Here is a 15,486-nt window from a genome sequence, read left to right on the forward strand (position 1 = left end):
GGAAACCCGCCTGGCCGAGCCGGTCGAGATACCGGTCCGTCCACGAACCGCTCGGAGGGCCGGGCGGGGCCCCGGCGAACCTGTGGCCGCCCGTGGCGTAGACGTGCATCTCGGCCGGGTGGCCGGCGGCGTGCCAGGCCGCGTACAGCGCGAGGGGATGAGTTCCATGGCGGTGCCTGCTCTCGAATGAAGATCAGGAGCGGACGGGGGTGACGGTTCCCGCGTCGCCGTCGACGACGACCCGCCGGCCGTCGGCAAGGCGCCCGGTGGCCGCGCCGGTGCCGAGGACGGCCGGGATGCCGTATTCGCGGGCGACGATCGAGCTGTGGCTGAGCGGGCCTCCGACGTCGGTGACCACGGCGGAGGCGAGCGCGAACAGCGAGGTCCACGCGGGGGTGGTGATCCTCGCGACCAGGACGTCACCCGGGCGCATCCGGTCGAACTCGTCGGGGCCGTGGATGATCCGCGCGGGCGCGGGCGCGGGCGCGGTCACGTGTCCCGGGCTGCCGGGCACGCCCTTGATGACGTCGGAGGAGCCGTCGTCGTGGTGCCCGGGCAGGAGCCGGGAGAAGTCGATGCCGAGCAGCTTCGTGCCGCCGTCGGCCGGGAGCGCGTGCGGCGGCGCGATCGCCTTCTGCGCCCGCCACGTGGCCCGCCGCTCCGCCACGACGGCACGCGAGTCGGCCGGGGAGCCCCGCCCGGAGTCCAGCACGCCCACGGCGGTTTCCAGCTCGTCCAGCCGCAGCCAGAACACGTCGTCCTGATCGGCCAGGGCCCCGGCGGCGACGAGGCGGCGGCGAGCTCGACGATGCGCTCCTGCAGGCCGTACGCCGCGACGAAGCGGCAGTAGGCGGCCGTCGTCACGTGGAAGCCCGGGGGCACGGGCAGCCCGGCCCCGGCCAGGCGGGCCGGCGAGGCGCCCTTGCCGCCGGCCCGGTCCAGGTCGGCGCGGTCGTCGTCCAGCGTCAGGACGAGTAAGTCGTCCTTCATGATCCCTCTCCTTCTTCCTCCACGTCTTCTGGGCCCAGCTCGGTGGCGAGCTCGGCGCGTACCTGTCTCAGGCCGCCGAGCAGCACCGCCTTGCCCTTCTCGAGGTCTCCGCCGTCCGCGGGGGCCAGAGCGCGATCGAGCAGGTCCGCGAGCGCCTCCAGCAGCTCGTCCGACGTCGGCTGATCGGGGTCCTGCGAGCCCGCCCGGTCGGCCGCGAACGTGCGCCGCAGGGCCGGGGTGAGGGCGTCGAGGATGTACGCCACCGCGCGGGTGTCCACGTCGTGCCGCACGGTGCCCGCCTGCTTCATCACTCGAGGAACTCGCGCATGCCGAAGGTGCGGGGCAGCCGTTCGAAGAGGTTGCCGGGCTTGCGCAGGTACTTGCCGAAGACCTCCGGATCCCGCGCGGCGATGGCGGCGGTCAGGGGGCGCTCCTTCAGCACGCCGCGATGCGGCGGCGGTGGTGGTCGTAGTCACCCGTGAAACGGCGAGCAGGCGGCAGCGCCGCTCATGCGCGCGGCCCCGCTGACGGGCGAACCCCCGAGCCGATCATGCATGCGGCCCCACTGATGGGCGCGCCGCCGGGCCGATCACGCGCACAAGGGGCACCCGCCTGCTGCGACGCCTTCGGAGGGCGGTGCGCACTGCGGCGCGGTGGGGTTACCTGGTGGAGGCGCGTGCCACCAGATCGGGCTGGAAGATCACCTGGCGGTGCTCGTGGCCGACCGGCCGGTTGGCCTCCTCCAGCAGCATCACGGCCGCCGTGTGGCCGAGCTGCTCGCGCGGCTGCCGGATGGACGACAGCGGCACGGCGGCCGCCGCGGCGAAGTCGATGTCGTCGTACCCGAGGATGGCCAGGTCGTCCGGGACCCGCAGCCCGCGCTGCGTCATCTCCTGCAGCACCCCGATGGCCACCAAGTCGTTGGCGCAGAAGACCGCGGTGGGACGCTCGGACGGCGGCCGGGTGGCGATCTCCTCGCCGGCCAGCCGCCCGGTGGCGATGGTGAGGTCGGGCAGGGGGATGACGGTCAGCCGATCGTCCGGCGAGAGCACGGCGGACAGCCCCTCGTGCCGCTCCCGCACCTGGCGGACGGTGAACGGCCCGCCGGCGAAGGCGATGTGGCGGTGCCCCCGCTCCCGTAGGTGCCGACCGGCCAGCCGCCCGCCGAGCACGTCGTCGACCGCGACCGCGCAGCCGTGGCTGTGCGGGGCCGAGCTGTCGAAGCGCACCACCGGGATGCCGCGCGAGACGAGCCGGCGCAGCCGCTCCTCCTCGGCGCTGTCGTTGACCGGCGTGATCAGCACGCCCAGCGGACGCTGCTCCTCGAACGTCTCCAGCAGCCCCGCCTCGCGGCCGGCGTCCTTGTTGCTGTTGAAGACCATCACGGTGAGCTCGGCCCGCTGCGCGGCGGTCTCGACGCCGCGCAGCACGTCGATGAAGAACGGGTTGGCCAGGTCGAGCGCGACCACGCCGATGGTCCGGCTGTGGCCGGCCCGCAGTTGCCGGGCGGAGCCGTTGCGGACGTAGCCGAGGCGGGCGATCGCGGCCCGCACCCGCAGCCGGGTGTCGGGGGCCACCATGTCGGGCCGGTTGAGCACATTGCTCACCGTGCCGACGGAGACCCCGGCGAGCCGGGCGACCTCTTTGATGCTCGACATCGTTCCTCGTCGCAGGCGTAATGTCGCTTTGATCATAACGCCTTCGACCAGGGGTTCGACACCAGATGCGACAACCTCCGTCCGGGGCCGCGGCCGGGTCGGTCGAGGAAGCCGGTGCACGGAGCCAGCACCTTGCCGTCACTGCCGTCCGACATCAACCAGGTCGTCGTCGAGCCCGGTAGCGGCGGCGGATCGCGATCACTTCCGGCACAATGGGCATGGTCCTGTCCGGGGGCGACATCTCCTGGACCACGTTCCGGTCGCCGGTCGGCCGCGCAACCGCTGCTGGGAGAGATGGTGGGGTGTCTGGCCTGCACGCCCGGAGCGGGCAGCAGTCAGCAGGCAGTTCATGAGGGTGTCACCCTGTACACCCAGTACATGAGCGCAGATCGGATCGGCGCCATCGTCTACGACGGAGCCGATCCCGCCGACGATCCACGATGGCGCCTTTCGGGAGCACACACCCGGGCGGAGTACGGCCGCTGGTGCCGGCACTGCTGCGGGATGGCCTGCCTGCACATGGCCCTTGATCATCGCGATGGCCACGCGCCGCCCCTTCTGGAGCTTCTGCGCGGCTGCCGCGACTACGGCGGTTATGTCGAGGACGACGACGGCCAGATCAAGGGCCTGATCTACGCCCCGTTCGCCGACTACGTGCGCGCCGAGCACGGCATGCCCGCTGACGTGCATCCGCATCTCGCCGCGGCCGAACTGCCCGACCTGCTCGCGGACGGGCACCTGGTGATCGCCTCCGTCCACAAGGAGATCCGCCGGCCCGAGGTGCCCGCACCCGGCCGCGGCGGGCACCTGGTCCTCATCACCGGCCACGACCACGGGCTGCTACATCTGCACAACCCATCCGGACACACCCCCGACGCCCGCCGGGCGAGGCTCCCCATCGAGGTGTTCGCGTCCTTCTTCGCCGGCCGGGGCATCGCCTTGAGCATGCGGCGCGTCTAGCCAGATCGCGTCGCCCGGCAAGGGGCGTTCTGCCAAGCCGGCCGCACCGCTCCGGAAAAGGCGCAGTGCGGCCGCGCGGCTATGACAGCGGTGGTCAGGTCATCGCCTCGAAGGAGTAGTGCAGGCCGTATTGGGTTCTGTCGTAGGCGTGCACGAGCATGGGCTCCCCCGCACAAGCATGGTCGGAGTAGACCAGGATCGGGCCGTCGGTTTCGTTGATCACGGCATGGTAGCCCGGGCCGAGGTCGTGGCAGTCGCCGGGCCGTGGGTCCCCGATCCCCCACGCAGGCTCGCCGAGGTTGCTGATGATCACGGCTCCCGAGGCGGCGGTGGCCGGGGTGGCGGTGAGCGTGACGGCCGTGGCGGCCACGGTCAGCAGGGCGAGGATGGAACGCATAGCGGATCCCTTCTGAGAAGACAACCCCCTAATCATGCACAGTCAGTAGTTGATTAGTCACTTAAGGCGAGCGACACGGCGACACGGCATGGCCCCAGATGGCGGGCAGAGGAACGCCTGCCGGTCGGGAGAGAGCGCGACACATGCCGCGTGGCGCGCCGGGCGCGAGGGGCGATCGCCGGGCTTGCGGTCGAAGCAGCCGGCGGGCCTGAGCGTGAAGCCGGTGTACTCCACGGGCATTACCAGGACGCGAGGTCGGCGATCAGCTCGGCGAACTGGCGGTCACGCACCGTGGCGGTGGTGCCGCCGCTCCAGTGGTGCGACTGCACGCCTTATGGCTCGGACCCGGACATTGGGGTCCCAGCCATAAGGCGGAGCGGGTCACCTTCCCTGGCGGGCGGCCTTGCCACCGGCACCGAAGAACAGGATGGTCGCGGCCACACCCAGCACAGCGACGAGCACGTCGGCGACCAGCGTGAGGGTGGGCAGGGTGATGAACAGGCTCACCACCTTGAACAGGACGGAGAAGATGACGATGACGGTGGCGAAGATCCGGACGGCGGTGCCGCCGCGCAGCGCCAGCCAGGCGAGCAGTACGAGCACGAGCGACCAGAAGATCGTGCTGTAGGCGAGCCCGGAGTAGATCATCTGGAGCCCCTCGAACCGGTCGCTCTGGATGTCGACCTCGTCGAGGCTCACGGGGGCAGAGCCCATGTCCGAATTCGCGGCGATCTGCTTTTTGATCGCCTCCGTGCCGGAGACGAGGATTCCGATGGCGCTGATCACGTTGAGCGCCGCCGTGGCGATGGCCGCGTACACCGCTCGGGTTAAGTTCGCCGGCCTCTGGGGGGCCATGGCGGCGCGCCGGTCTTCGAATTGGGTGGGGGCTTGCCGTTCGTACATGGACATGCGGATCCCTTTCCGGAACGTTGTGTGTCTCGACGACGCGGTGATTACTGACCTGTGTCAGGCACTCCGCGACCGTTAATGCCACGCGCATTTCGCGCGGCCTTGAGAGGTATAGCAGATTCGCCCGACATCTGCGGGCGGCGGCGAATTCTGGAACCGCTCCGATAGCAATCTTCTTCGTTCGCTCGGCGGATGAAAGCGGCTTCCGAGACGGTAATTCCATCGCTCACCTGCGACGGAAGACGGACAGAAGAAAAGCGGAAGAGTGGCACTCTAATGTCCTGCGACGTCAGCCGGGCTCACCCCAACGCCTCTTTGGAGCCGAATTTTTCGCGGCATCTCCGCTGAGTCGAGCTCACGGATGAATGACACGCAATAAATGTCTCTTAGGGCGTTCTGTCGAGGGCCTTGCAATCACGGGCAACGGCAAGAGCTATGACGCGACGGCGAGAACTCGGTCGGCGGCATCGTCGAGATGTGGCGTGCTGAGGGCGGGCAGGTGAGGGTCGAGGAGGGAAAGTTCCCGCCTGATCGTCCGGCTCGCCGCGCAGCCCCTGGCCGGCACCGACCTCACGAGTCGGCGCCTCGTGCCGCACACGCCGTCGGCCTGGCAGTGGGGGCGGTGAGTGTGACCCGGTGTACGTACTCGATGACGCCGCCCTTGGAGACCTCCCGGGCGCGGCGGAACTCCGGATCGAGGTCTTCGACGTTGAGGGGGAGATTTCCTCGGCCCGGGCGGCCGTGTCGTACAGGAGCCTCCAGAGCGCCCGCTCCCGCAGGGCGTGAGCAGGGTCGGTGAAGAGCGTCCCCAGTCCGGTCGCCGCGGCGGGCCGGGCCCGCCTGATCCGCCCGCCGGGGGAACGGGCGGCTCAGGAGGCGAGCGTCATGCCCGTCAGGGTCGGCCGACGCTGAGGTAGTGGTAGCCGGCGGCCCGCATCGTCGCCGGGTCCAGCAGGTTCCGGCCGTCGAACAGCACCGGCCGGCGCATCGTCGCGACGGCTTGCGTCCAGTCGACCTGGGTGAGCTGCGGCCACTCGGTGACGATGATCGCCGCGTCCGCGCCCTCCAGCGCCTGCTCCACGCTCGCATGGCGCGTTGTCGACGTCCAGGGCTCGGCCGCGGCCGGGCGGGCCATCGGATCCCAGCAGTGCACCTCGGCCCCCTCGGCGAGCAGCCGGGCCGCCAGGACGGTGCTGGGCGCCTCGCGCATGTCGTCCGTCCCCGGCTTGAACGTCAGGCCGAGCAGCGCCACCCGCGCACCCGCCAGCGTGCCGAGCTCGTCCTTGAGCTTCTGGATCGCCCGCCGCTTCTGCAGATTGTTGACCTCGATCACCGCTGACAGCAGCTGCAGGTGGTAGCCGGTGTTGTTGGCCAGCTGCCGCAGCGCCTCGCTGTCCTTGGGGAAGCACGAGCCGCCCCAGCCGATGCCGGGCCGCAGGAAGTGCGGTCCCAGGCGATGATCCAGTCCGACCGCGTGAGCCACCTCCTCGACGTCGGCCCCGGTCTTCTCGCACAAGGTGGCGATCTCATTGATAAAGCTGATCTTGGTGGCGAGCAGTGCGTTCGCCGCGAGCTTCACCATCTCCGCCGAGCGCACGCTCATCACCGCGACCGGCCCGTCCACGCCCTCGTGCAGCTCGGTGAGCAGCCGGGCGGTCGCTTCGTCGGACGTCCCGATGACGATGCGGTCGGGATGCATGAAGTCGGTGACCGCTCGGCCCTCAGCGGTGAACTCCGGGTTCGCGGCATAGCCGACGTGGCCGAGCCCGGCGGCATCCAGCGCGGCTCGCACCCGGCTGCCGGTACCCACCGGCACGGTGGATTTGACCACCACGGCCCGCAGGTGAGCGGCGTCCGTCAGGGCCGTCACCACCGACCAGACCCGTGACAGGTCCGCATCACCGGAAGCCGACGGCGGCGTGTCCACGCAGACATAGGCGATCTCGGCACCGGTGACGGCCTCATCCAGGTCCAGCGTGAAGCTCAGCCGCTCCTTGTTCCGGGCGATCATGTCGCCCAGGCCCGGCTCGTAGATCGGCACATCGCCGGCCTGCAACAGCCTGATCTTCTCCGGGTCGATGTCCCGGACCACCACCCGGTGGCCGAGGTCGGCGAGGCAGGCACCGGTCACCAGACCGATGTATCCCGCCCCGAACACAACAACGCGCCGGTAGTGCGGCTTTCCCACCATGCGGCAGCCCGTCCCCTTTCTCCGCAACGCGTGGCCGAGTAGAGCCGAGCGGCTCGGGCCCTGCGTGCCGGTGTCCCTTCACAAGCTTCACAAGGAGGTCCCACCATAGCCGCCAGCTCCTGCACGGCCCGGGCTGGCCCGTGTGACTTCGCGGGACCCGGCGAAGCGGCGCGGGTGGGCCTGACGCTCCATGTCGTCTTCATCGCCGGGTCGGCAGCGGAGGCGTTGGGAGGGTGGCCAGATGGTCTTGGAGTTCGGCGTGCCGGAATTGGTAGAGCGGGCCGACCGTGCGGAGCAGTCCGAGCCGGTGAGCGTCGTCCAGGAAGGACATCAGCGCGCGGGGAAGGATGCCGGCCAGGGCCAGGCGGGCGGTGGCGATCTGGTAGGCCATCCAGGCGTGGTGATGTCCGGCCGCGAGCCCGGCGGTGACGCCGAAGGTGAGCGCGTAGGTCAGCCCGACGGCGACTCCGAAGGCGGGGGTGTCGACGAGCCCGGCGGCGAGCCCGCCCGCCAGGCCGCCGGTCAGGGCGGCGGTGGCGCCGACGGTGGCGGCGCGGACGAGGTTGAGCGTGCGGTCCGCACGCCAACTGGTCAGGGGGGTGCTGGCCCTTCCGGCCGGGGACGGGGCCTCGGCCCATGCGGCGAATCCGGCCGCGAAACCGTGGACGAGGCCGACCGCCAGGCCGGAGGAGACCCCGGCGATGAGCACGGCGGCGAGGGAATCGACGGTGAGCCACATCATGACCACCATCGCCAGCCCGGTGGCGAGGCCGAGGAGCAGCCCTCGTACCGGCCTGAACCTGGGTCTGAACCGGCGCCCGCGTAACCGCAGGTCGGCGAAACCTGGTGACTGCCGCGCCCAGGAGCGCGCCGCGAACGCGATGACGAGGCCCGCGGTGAGTCCGAACGCCAGCCCGTAGACCAGGCCGAGGACAGGGAACGGTGCGAAGCCCTCGGCGAGCCCGGTCGCGACCGTGGCGACGGTCGCGATCATGAGCGCGACGATGAGCCCCAGGGCGAGCCGGATCACGGGGGTGACGGTACGGGTGCTGCCGGCCAGTCGCCACCAGGCCAGATCCCGCGTACGAGGGGTGCCGTCCGGGTTGCGGGGATGCGTGAGATGGTGGGCGAGGTAGCCGAGCACGTGCCGGACCTGGGCGGGGTCGTGGCGGCGCCGAGGCCGGAACAGGTCGGTCGGATGGGCACTGGGCGGGCGGGTGTCGATCAGCGCCGGGATGAGCCGGTCGAACAGGTGGGCACGCAGCGTGGCAGGTTCGGGGAACCGGGCGGCGTCGAGCAGGGCGGCCGGGTCGGCGTGCGGGGCGATGTAGACGGCTCTGAGCAGCCACAACCCGAGCGGGGTGGCGGTGACCCCGGCCAGCGTGCTGATCGGGTCCGCGGTATCGGCGGGGGCGCCGGCCAGTGTGCTGACGGGGTCCGCGGTGTCGGCGGGGGCGCCGGCCAGCGTGCCGACGGGGTCCGCCGTGTCGGCGGGGGCGCCCGTCAGGCCGGTGAGAATGTGCTCCCACGCCGGGTGTGGCCGGCCCGGCAGGCAGCGCCGCAGGTATCCGGCGGCCACGGCGGGGTCCAGCGGGTCGGGCTCGATGACCACCGCCGAGGTGAGCACGTCACCGGCGCCCTCGACGGCACTGCGGTAGTCGCGGGTGCGGCCGGTCACGATGAGCTGGTCGGTTGCCCCGAGTGAACGGTTGAGCGTGGTGATCACCGCCGCCCGGGCCGCAGCGGGGAGCTCGTCCAGGCCGTCCAGCACCGGCAGGATGTGTCCGCGTGCCGCCAGAACCGCGGACGCTTCGGAGCCCAGGCCCGTGGCGCGCAGCGCCGGGTAGTCCTGCGCGAGCCGCGCCGCCAGCCAGTCGTGCATCAGCGGGAAGACCGCGGTGTCCCAGTCGGCGACCGGCAACAGCACCGGCACCGGCTCTTCCTCATGATCGTGGCGGGTGGCCAGGAGTTCCAGCAGCAGCTGAACGGCCAGCGTGGTCTTGCCCGTGCCCGGGCCGCCCAGGATCACCAGGCGTTGGCGGCGCATCGCGCGTAACCGGCCGGCCAGTGCGGAGACGTCGTCGCTCGAGGCGGTCAGCGGCAACGAGGCGGGGGTGAGGTTGGCCGGATGGTCCATCAGCCGTAGGTCGTCGGTCAGCCGCCAGCGCACCGGGATGGGGTCGGGGTCGTCCAGCGACCGCAGCGTCGCCTCCACGCGCCATTGCTGCCCGACCAGCCCGGCCAGCACCTCCTTGGCGGCCGCTATCGCCTGCGCCGTCACCGGCGCGGGGCCCGTCCTGCGCCGGACGCGGAACGGCGGCGACGGCGCGGGCCACCACGCCGCCTCGGCCGCCGCGCGAACGGAGGCCGGACCGGCTGAACCGTGGCCGTCCCGGATCCGCTGCCCTGGGCCGTCGCCGACCGGTTCACCGGCGGGCCGCGCGGGTGCCTCCGGCATGGAACGCAGCCGCTTGGCGGCCTCGCCGGCCAGCCGCCTGTCGCTGCGGGTTTCGGCCAGTCGCACCAGCAGCTCCCAGTAGGCCGCGTCCCAAGCCTGGGGCTCGCTCAGCTCGGCGGGCAGGCTCCGGCCGGATTGCCGGGCGAGGCGCAGGCAGGTGTCGACGAAGACCTCGACATGCTCCTGCTCCGGCCGAACGGGGCGGGTCTGGCTGATCATTCCGGCGATCGTGCTGCGTTTCAGCGTCAACGGCGGCTGCCCGGCACGACGGCGCGGCGTTCGGCCGCTGGCCGCCTCCAGCTCGCGGACCGAGACCGCGGCGGCGTCCTTCAACGCCCGCAGCCGCCGCGCGAACGGCAGCCGGGGATCCGAATCGTCGAGCACCCGAGCACCTCGCCCCAGCCGACCGCCGACCCCACCAGGTGTCCGGCGGCACCGGACACCCCTCGTGCCTTGAAGCGTAGGCCATCACCTGCGGCTCCACGGCTCGCTCGGACGAACTGTCCGCGTCCGTTGCCGGACAACCTTCCGGACGCCGAATGTCACTTCACACCCCGGTCGCGGCCGTCGGGCGATCCCGCGGCCCTCACGGAAGGAACAACGCCATGAAGCACCCCGCTCCCTGGCTCATCATCGGCGGCCTGCTGCAGGCTGCGGCCGCCTTCGTCGCGGTCCTGGTCTCTCCGCTCGGTTTCGACAGCCGTTCACCCGCCTGGTGGACGGTGTGCCTGGCCGTCATGCACGTGCCCCAGGCGGCCGGGTTCTTCCTGCTGGCACGATCGGCATCCGGCCTGGTCGCCAGGGTCGGCTTCCGGACGACCGCCGTGGCCGTGGCCGTGTTCGTTCCGGCCGAGCTCGCGGCCCTCGTCTCGGCAGACGCGACCGGCATGATCTTCGCGATCGCCTCCCCGCTGTCCGGTCTCGGCCTGCTGGTCGCGGGCGTGGCCACCGTGCGCCGCCGCGACTGGCCGGGCATCGGGCGCTTCACCCCGCTGATCACCGGCCTGTACGTCTTCGTCGTCCTCACACCATCCCTGGCGATGCTCGGACCGATCGCCGCCGTGCTCGCCATCGGCGGCTGGGGCCTGTGTTTCGCCCTGCTCGGCGCCGCCACCCGCCGGCGGCTCCTGGCGGACCGCCTTTGCGCGGACCCGTCCGACTCGCCTCAGTCAATTGCTCGACCGGCCACGGAAAGCGAGTGATCTCTCATGCTTCGCACTCTCTCCGGCAAGGCACTCGCCGTCCTCGCGTCCCTCGCTCTGATCTTGACGCTGCACAGCCCCCGGCTTCCCGCGGCGACCGCCCGGGACACGGCCGCCTCCGTGGGGCTGCAGTGCCGGGATCTCTCCTGCCGGTACTACTTCAGCCGGGCACAGACCGCGAAGATCAAGACCACCCTGGATGCCAGGGAGTGGACCGCCCAGGCCGGGGCCCAGCTCATCTGCTCCAGGATCCCGCACAAGGTGGTCGCCGTCTTCTGCCTGCTGGCCTTCGCCTATCTGTACGACAGCGCTCGGAGCCGGCTCGTCAACGCGTACGAGATGGGCGGATGCCTCGTCGTGCGGGCCCGGTTGAGCTGGCGCAAATCGATCACGTTCGCCGGCGTTCCCCCGACCCACAGCAGATGTGTGTGACCGACATTTCCCGACGCCGCGCCGGTGAAGCACCGTCCGCCCGCCGACCGTCTCCGGCATCAAGCGTGAGCTGGGTGCCGGGGATGCTCTTGCCCGGACAAATCCGTACTCTCCCGAAATGCCAGTCGATGCGGCACGCACACCTCGTGCGCCTTGTCCGTCCCGCCGCTCAGCCGCTCGGCCAGCAGGTCCACCGCCGACTGCGCGATCAGCGCCTTGTCGGGCGCCACGGTCGACAGCGTGGGCGTGGCGAACCGGCCGTCCTGGATGTCGTCGAACCCCATCACCAGCACGTCGCCCGGCACCTCGTACCCCCGCTTGAGCAGCGTCCGCAGGGCGCCCAGCGCGAGCGTGTCGTTGAAGCAGAAGACCGCGTCCGGCGCGCCGGAGTCGAGCAGGCGGCTCATGGCCTCGGCGCCGTCGGCGCGCCCCCAGCGTGCGACCGGCGCGACCAGTGACGGGTCTGCGGGGAGGCCCGCCTCGGCGAGCGCCTGCCGGTAGCCCTTCAGCCGCAGGCGGCCCGTCGCGGCGACGGCCGTGCGCTGCACGCCGATGGCTGCGATCCTGCGCCTGCCGCGCTCGGCCAGGTGCAGGGTGGCCGCCCGCGCGGCGGCCACGTTGTCGATGCCGACGTGATCGTACGGCGAGCGGCCCGTCCCGATGCGCTCCCCGAGCAGCACCATCGGCGTACGCTCGTCGCGCCCGGCCAGGTCCTTGCCCGTGAGCGCGAGCGGGCTGAACAGCAGCCCGTCGATGAGATGGTCGCGGATCCCGGAGATCACCACGCGTTCCTTGGCCCGGTCGCCCTGGGTCTGGTCGATGAGCACGGTCCAGCCCCGCCGGTCGGCCGCCTCGATGACGTTCGTGGCCAGTTCGGCGAAGTAGGGGTTGTCCAGGTCGGGCACCGCCAGCGCGACCACGCCGGAGCGGCCCGCGCGCAGGCTGCGCGCCGACAGGTTCGGCCGGTAGGAGAGCTCGGCTATCGCCGCCTCCACCCGGGCCCGCGTCTCGCCACTGACATGGGGATAGTCGTTGACCACGTTGGACACGGTCTTGATCGACACCCCGGCCAGTTCGGCGACGTCCTTCAGCCTCGGCCGCACCATGCCCCCTTCGCCACCGGAACCCTACCTGGTTTACAACGATGTAACGAACTGGCGCCAGGCAATTTACAACGTTGGAACCAACGATGTAAAACGTCCGTAACCTCACGGGCAGGAGTGATCTGGCATGTCCCAAAACGACCTTTCCAGGCGGCGCGTACTGGGCCTGAGCCTCGGCGCGCTGGTCATCGGCGCCGCGGGCTGCGGCGGAGGCGGCGGTCCCAAGCAGGCGCAGGCGCCGGCCACCGCGCCGGCCACCACGGCGGCGCCCACCGAATACACCGGGCCCTCGGTCTCGCTGACGTTCTGGAACGGATTCACCGGCGGCGACGGCCCGGTCATGAAGAAGCTGGTGGACCAGTTCAACACCGAGCACCCGAACATCAAGGTGTCGATGAACGTCTACAAGTGGGAGGACTACTACGCGAAGGTCCCCGCAGCCGTCTCCGCGGGTCAAGGCCCTGACCTCGGCATCATGCACGTCGACAGCGTCGCCACCAACGCGGCCCGGCAGGTGGTCCTGCCCCTCGACGACGTGGCCAACGCGCTCAGCCTCACCGAGGCGGACTTCTCCCCGCCGGTCTGGAAGGCCGGCGTCTACAAGGGTGCGCGCTACTCGATCCCGCTCGACGTGCACCCGCTCGGCATGTTCTACAACAAGACGGTCATGAAGAAGGCCGGGCTCGACCCGGAGCAGCCGCCCAAGACCGGCGAGGAGTACATGGCGGCGCTGGAGGCGCTGAAGAAGGCGGGCATCCAGGGGCACTGGGCCACGCCGTTCCCGTTCACCGGAAGCATGCAGTTCGGGACGCTGCTCTACCAGAACGGCGGCCAGCTCTTCGCCGACGACGCCAGTGTCTCGCGCTTCGCCGAGGACCCCGGCGTGCAGGCCCTGACCTGGCTCGTCGACCTCGTCAACAAGGGCTACAGCCCCAAGAACGTCGGCCAGGACGCCGACTTCATCGCCCTGCAGAACGGCAAGGCCGCGTTCAACTGGAACGGCATCTGGTCCATCAACACGCTCAAGGAGATCAAGGACCTGGAGTGGGGCGTCGCGCCGCTCCCGCAGATCGGGTCGAAGCCGGCGGCGTGGGCGGGCTCGCACCAGTTCGTGGTGTTCAAGCAGCGTACGCCCGACCAGAACAAGCTGACCGCGGCCAAGGTGTTCATCAACTGGATCAGCGGCCACTCGCTGGAGTGGGCCAAGGGCGGCCAGGTGCCGGCGCGCAAGTCGATCCGCGACGGCGCGGAGTTCGCGGCGCTGAAGGAGCAGGCCACGATCGGCACCCAGATCGACTACCTGTACTTCCTGCCGTCGGTGGCGGGCATCGGGGACGCCTCCGCGGTCGTCGACCAGGCGATCAACGCGGCGATCCTGCTCAAGAAGAGCCCCAAGGACGCGCTCACGGAGGCCGCCGCCAAGGCCGACAAGATCCTTGAGGCCAACCGGAAGAAGTACGGCGCCTGATGGTCGCGATCTCGGCGGAAGAGACGCTGGAGCGGGAGGTGCGCGTTCCCCGATCGGGCAAGGCGACGCCGTACCTGTTCCTGGCGCCGTACCTGATCCTGTTCTCCGTGTTCGTGCTGGCCCCGGCCCTGTTCGGGATCTGGGTGAGCCTGCATGACTGGGACTACCTGCTCGAGGGCAAGCCGTTCGTCGGCCTGGACAACTACACGGCGCTGTTCGACGACCAGTCGCCCGTCTACGGCGACTTCTGGATGTCGATGCGGGCGACCGGGATCTTCACCGTGTTCAGCGTGCCGTTCCTGGTCGTGCTGCCGCTCGGGGTGGCGTTGCTGCTCAACCGGCCCTTCCGGGGCAGGACGCTGTTCCGGGGGCTGTTCTTCGCGCCGTTCGTGCTGGGCGTGGCGGTGGTGTGCCTGATGTGGCGGCTGCTGCTCGACCCGAACCTCGGCCTGGTCGACTGGATACTCGGCACGCCGATCCCCTGGACCACCGCGACGCCGTGGGCCTGGATCGCGCTGGTCGGGGTGACGGTCTGGTGGACGCTCGGATTCAACGCGGTGATCTACCTGGCCGGGATGCAGGACATCCCGCGCGAGCTGTACGACGCGGCGAAGGTGGACGGCGCGGGACGGTGGGGCGAGTTCGTCCACGTCACGCTGCCGGGGCTGCGGCCCGTCGCGCTGTTCGTGGTGACGACGACGATCCTGGCCTCGGCGAACATGTTCGGGCAGTCGTACCTGCTGACCCAGGGGGCGCCGGGCGGGGACACGCGGACCGCGATCATGTACATGCTCCAGCAGGGGCTCAGGGAGTACAAGATGGGCAGCGCCTCGGCCATGAGCTACCTGCTCACGCTGCTGCTGATCCTGGTCAGCGTGGCCAACTTCCGGCTGTTCAGGACCCGGTCATGAAGCGCTACACGGGCCTGGTGGCCCTCGCCGTGCTGTTCGTGGGGCCGCTGGTGTGGGCCCTGGGCGTGTCGTTCAAGACGCAGACCGAGGCCACCCGGGTGCCGCCCACGCTGCTGCCGGCCGAGCCGACGACGTCCGCGTACGGGACGGTCTTCCAGGGCACCACGGACACGCCGGTGCTGCGCTGGTTCGCCAACAGTCTCATCGCCGCCACCGGGCACATGCTGCTGGTGCTCGCGGTGTCGTCGCTGGCCGCGTACGCGCTGGCCAGGCTGGAGTTCCGCGGCAAGAAGCTGATGTTCGGGATGATCGTCGGCACGCTCCTGGTGCCGGGGTTCGTCTTCCTCATCCCGCAGTTCCTGATCGTCGACCAGCTCGGCTGGCTGGACAGCCTGACGGCGCTCATCGTGCCGGGGGCGGCGGGCGCGTTCGGGGTGTTCTTCCTGCGGCAGTTCTTCCTCGGGCTCCCGCGCGAGCTGGACGAGGCCGCGCTGATGGAGGGCGCCAACCACTGGCACATCTTCTGGCGGGTCACGCTGCCGCTGTCGCGGCCCGCGCTGGCCACGCTGGCCGTGCTGAGCTTCCTGTCCAACTGGAACGACTTCATCTGGCCGATCTACGTGATCTTCAGTCCCGAGTACTTCACGCTGCCGCCGGGCCTGTCGATCCTGCAGGGGGCGTACACGATCCACTATCCGGTGATCATGGCGGGCGCGGTGCTGGCCAGCATCCCCGTCCTGATCCTCTTCAGTCTGACCCAGCGGTACGTCATCGAAGGCATCTCTCGTAGTGGCCTGAAGGGCTGAC

Annotated in this window: 15 protein-coding genes and 1 pseudogene; 6 read left to right on the forward strand and 10 right to left on the reverse strand. The window is 70.6% G+C overall.

Features of this window, described 5'->3' with window-relative positions; translation table 11 throughout:
- Nucleotides 1–193: 193 nt before the first annotated feature.
- From AB0J87_RS25440 to AB0J87_RS25460, 5 genes and pseudogenes are all read right to left on the reverse strand, one after another.
- On the reverse strand, nt 194–754 hold the full coding sequence (locus AB0J87_RS25440) for a PEP-utilizing enzyme (protein ID WP_363968882.1): 561 nt from the start codon (nt 752–754) through the stop codon (nt 194–196).
- Between the two features lie 50 nt (nt 755–804).
- Nucleotides 805–990: pseudogene (locus tag AB0J87_RS25445) on the reverse strand (PEP/pyruvate-binding domain-containing protein); the annotation flags it as partial.
- On the reverse strand, nt 987–1,298 hold the full coding sequence (locus tag AB0J87_RS25450) for a hypothetical protein (RefSeq protein ID WP_363968884.1): 312 nt from the start codon (nt 1,296–1,298) through the stop codon (nt 987–989). The pseudogene AB0J87_RS25445 and the gene AB0J87_RS25450, both read right to left, overlap by 4 nt.
- The gene (locus AB0J87_RS25455; RefSeq protein WP_363968886.1) at nt 1,298–1,432 is read right to left on the reverse strand and encodes a hypothetical protein; all 135 of its coding nucleotides are present in this window, start codon (nt 1,430–1,432) and stop codon (nt 1,298–1,300) included. The genes AB0J87_RS25450 and AB0J87_RS25455 overlap by 1 nt, the downstream gene beginning before the upstream one ends.
- 217 nt (nt 1,433–1,649) lie before the next feature.
- Entirely contained in the window at nt 1,650–2,648 is a 999-nt protein-coding gene (locus tag AB0J87_RS25460; protein ID WP_363968888.1) for a LacI family DNA-binding transcriptional regulator, read from the reverse strand.
- 378 nt (nt 2,649–3,026) lie between these two features.
- On the opposite strand from AB0J87_RS25460, the gene AB0J87_RS25465 reads away from it, so the two are divergent.
- On the forward strand, nt 3,027–3,608 hold the full coding sequence (locus tag AB0J87_RS25465; protein ID WP_363968890.1) for a peptidase: 582 nt from the start codon (nt 3,027–3,029) through the stop codon (nt 3,606–3,608).
- Between the two features lie 94 nt (nt 3,609–3,702).
- Here the strand turns inward: AB0J87_RS25465 and AB0J87_RS25470 are convergent, their stop codons facing one another.
- From AB0J87_RS25470 to AB0J87_RS25485, 4 genes are all read right to left on the reverse strand, one after another.
- The gene (locus tag AB0J87_RS25470) at nt 3,703–4,005 is read right to left on the reverse strand and encodes a hypothetical protein (RefSeq protein WP_363968892.1); all 303 of its coding nucleotides are present in this window, start codon (nt 4,003–4,005) and stop codon (nt 3,703–3,705) included.
- A gap of 381 nt (nt 4,006–4,386) precedes the next feature.
- Nucleotides 4,387–4,824 (reverse strand): hypothetical protein, encoded by a 438-nt coding sequence (locus tag AB0J87_RS25475; RefSeq protein ID WP_363968894.1) that lies wholly within the window; start codon nt 4,822–4,824, stop codon nt 4,387–4,389.
- Nucleotides 4,825–5,806: 982 nt separating this feature from the next.
- A complete protein-coding gene (locus AB0J87_RS25480; RefSeq protein ID WP_363968896.1) occupies nt 5,807–7,105 on the reverse strand; it encodes a UDP-glucose/GDP-mannose dehydrogenase family protein in 1,299 nt (432 codons plus the stop codon).
- A 199-nt stretch (nt 7,106–7,304) separates the two neighbouring features.
- Nucleotides 7,305–9,947, reverse strand: coding sequence for an NACHT domain-containing protein (locus AB0J87_RS25485; RefSeq protein ID WP_363968898.1), 2,643 nt, complete (start codon nt 9,945–9,947; stop codon nt 7,305–7,307).
- A gap of 221 nt (nt 9,948–10,168) precedes the next feature.
- Between AB0J87_RS25485 and AB0J87_RS25490 the strand changes: the two genes are divergently transcribed.
- Both AB0J87_RS25490 and AB0J87_RS25495 read left to right on the forward strand, forming a co-directional pair.
- Complete coding sequence (locus AB0J87_RS25490) at nt 10,169–10,765, forward strand: hypothetical protein (protein ID WP_363968900.1); 597 nt, start codon at nt 10,169–10,171, stop codon at nt 10,763–10,765.
- Nucleotides 10,766–10,771: 6 nt separating this feature from the next.
- Nucleotides 10,772–11,197 carry a hypothetical protein gene (locus AB0J87_RS25495; protein WP_363968902.1) on the forward strand — a complete coding sequence of 142 codons (426 nt, stop codon included), beginning with the start codon at nt 10,772–10,774 and terminating at the stop codon, nt 11,195–11,197.
- A gap of 59 nt (nt 11,198–11,256) precedes the next feature.
- Here the strand turns inward: AB0J87_RS25495 and AB0J87_RS25500 are convergent, their stop codons facing one another.
- Entirely contained in the window at nt 11,257–12,303 is a 1,047-nt protein-coding gene (locus tag AB0J87_RS25500; RefSeq protein WP_350734835.1) for a LacI family DNA-binding transcriptional regulator, read from the reverse strand.
- 124 nt (nt 12,304–12,427) lie between these two features.
- Here AB0J87_RS25500 and AB0J87_RS25505 point away from each other — a divergent pair, with 124 nt between their 5' ends.
- From AB0J87_RS25505 to AB0J87_RS25515, 3 genes are read left to right on the forward strand one after another with little or no spacing between them, the layout of a single operon-like run.
- Nucleotides 12,428–13,768: an ABC transporter substrate-binding protein gene (locus AB0J87_RS25505; RefSeq protein WP_363968904.1), complete on the forward strand. Its 1,341-nt coding sequence runs from the start codon at nt 12,428–12,430 to the stop codon at nt 13,766–13,768.
- Nucleotides 13,768–14,679: a sugar ABC transporter permease gene (locus tag AB0J87_RS25510; protein WP_363968906.1), complete on the forward strand. Its 912-nt coding sequence runs from the start codon at nt 13,768–13,770 to the stop codon at nt 14,677–14,679. The genes AB0J87_RS25505 and AB0J87_RS25510 overlap by 1 nt, the downstream gene beginning before the upstream one ends.
- A complete protein-coding gene (locus AB0J87_RS25515; protein WP_355199121.1) occupies nt 14,676–15,485 on the forward strand; it encodes a carbohydrate ABC transporter permease in 810 nt (269 codons plus the stop codon). The genes AB0J87_RS25510 and AB0J87_RS25515 overlap by 4 nt, the downstream gene beginning before the upstream one ends.
- The last annotated feature ends 1 nt before the right edge of the window (nt 15,486 follow it).

Origin of the sequence: Nonomuraea sp. NPDC049625 (assembly GCF_040675285.1) — a bacterium.
GTDB classification, from domain to species: domain Bacteria; phylum Actinomycetota; class Actinomycetes; order Streptosporangiales; family Streptosporangiaceae; genus Nonomuraea; species Nonomuraea angiospora_A.

What these genes read in the sequence shown, in the direction of transcription:
- AB0J87_RS25450 (WP_363968884.1), bottom strand. Translation starts at nt 1,298, where the DNA reads ATGAAGCAGGCGGGCACCGTGCGGCACGACGTGGACACCCGCGCGGTG.
- AB0J87_RS25460 (WP_363968888.1), bottom strand. Translation starts at nt 2,648, where the DNA reads ATGTCGAGCATCAAAGAGGTCGCCCGGCTCGCCGGGGTCTCCGTCGGC.
- AB0J87_RS25465 (WP_363968890.1), top strand. Translation starts at nt 3,027, where the DNA reads ATGAGCGCAGATCGGATCGGCGCCATCGTCTACGACGGAGCCGATCCC.
- AB0J87_RS25470 (WP_363968892.1), bottom strand. Translation starts at nt 4,005, where the DNA reads ATGCGTTCCATCCTCGCCCTGCTGACCGTGGCCGCCACGGCCGTCACG.
- AB0J87_RS25480 (WP_363968896.1), bottom strand. Translation starts at nt 7,105, where the DNA reads ATGGTGGGAAAGCCGCACTACCGGCGCGTTGTTGTGTTCGGGGCGGGA.
- AB0J87_RS25490 (WP_363968900.1), top strand. Translation starts at nt 10,169, where the DNA reads ATGAAGCACCCCGCTCCCTGGCTCATCATCGGCGGCCTGCTGCAGGCT.
- AB0J87_RS25495 (WP_363968902.1), top strand. Translation starts at nt 10,772, where the DNA reads ATGCTTCGCACTCTCTCCGGCAAGGCACTCGCCGTCCTCGCGTCCCTC.
- AB0J87_RS25500 (WP_350734835.1), bottom strand. Translation starts at nt 12,303, where the DNA reads ATGGTGCGGCCGAGGCTGAAGGACGTCGCCGAACTGGCCGGGGTGTCG.
- AB0J87_RS25505 (WP_363968904.1), top strand. Translation starts at nt 12,428, where the DNA reads ATGTCCCAAAACGACCTTTCCAGGCGGCGCGTACTGGGCCTGAGCCTC.
- AB0J87_RS25510 (WP_363968906.1), top strand. Translation starts at nt 13,768, where the DNA reads ATGGTCGCGATCTCGGCGGAAGAGACGCTGGAGCGGGAGGTGCGCGTT.
- AB0J87_RS25515 (WP_355199121.1), top strand. Translation starts at nt 14,676, where the DNA reads ATGAAGCGCTACACGGGCCTGGTGGCCCTCGCCGTGCTGTTCGTGGGG.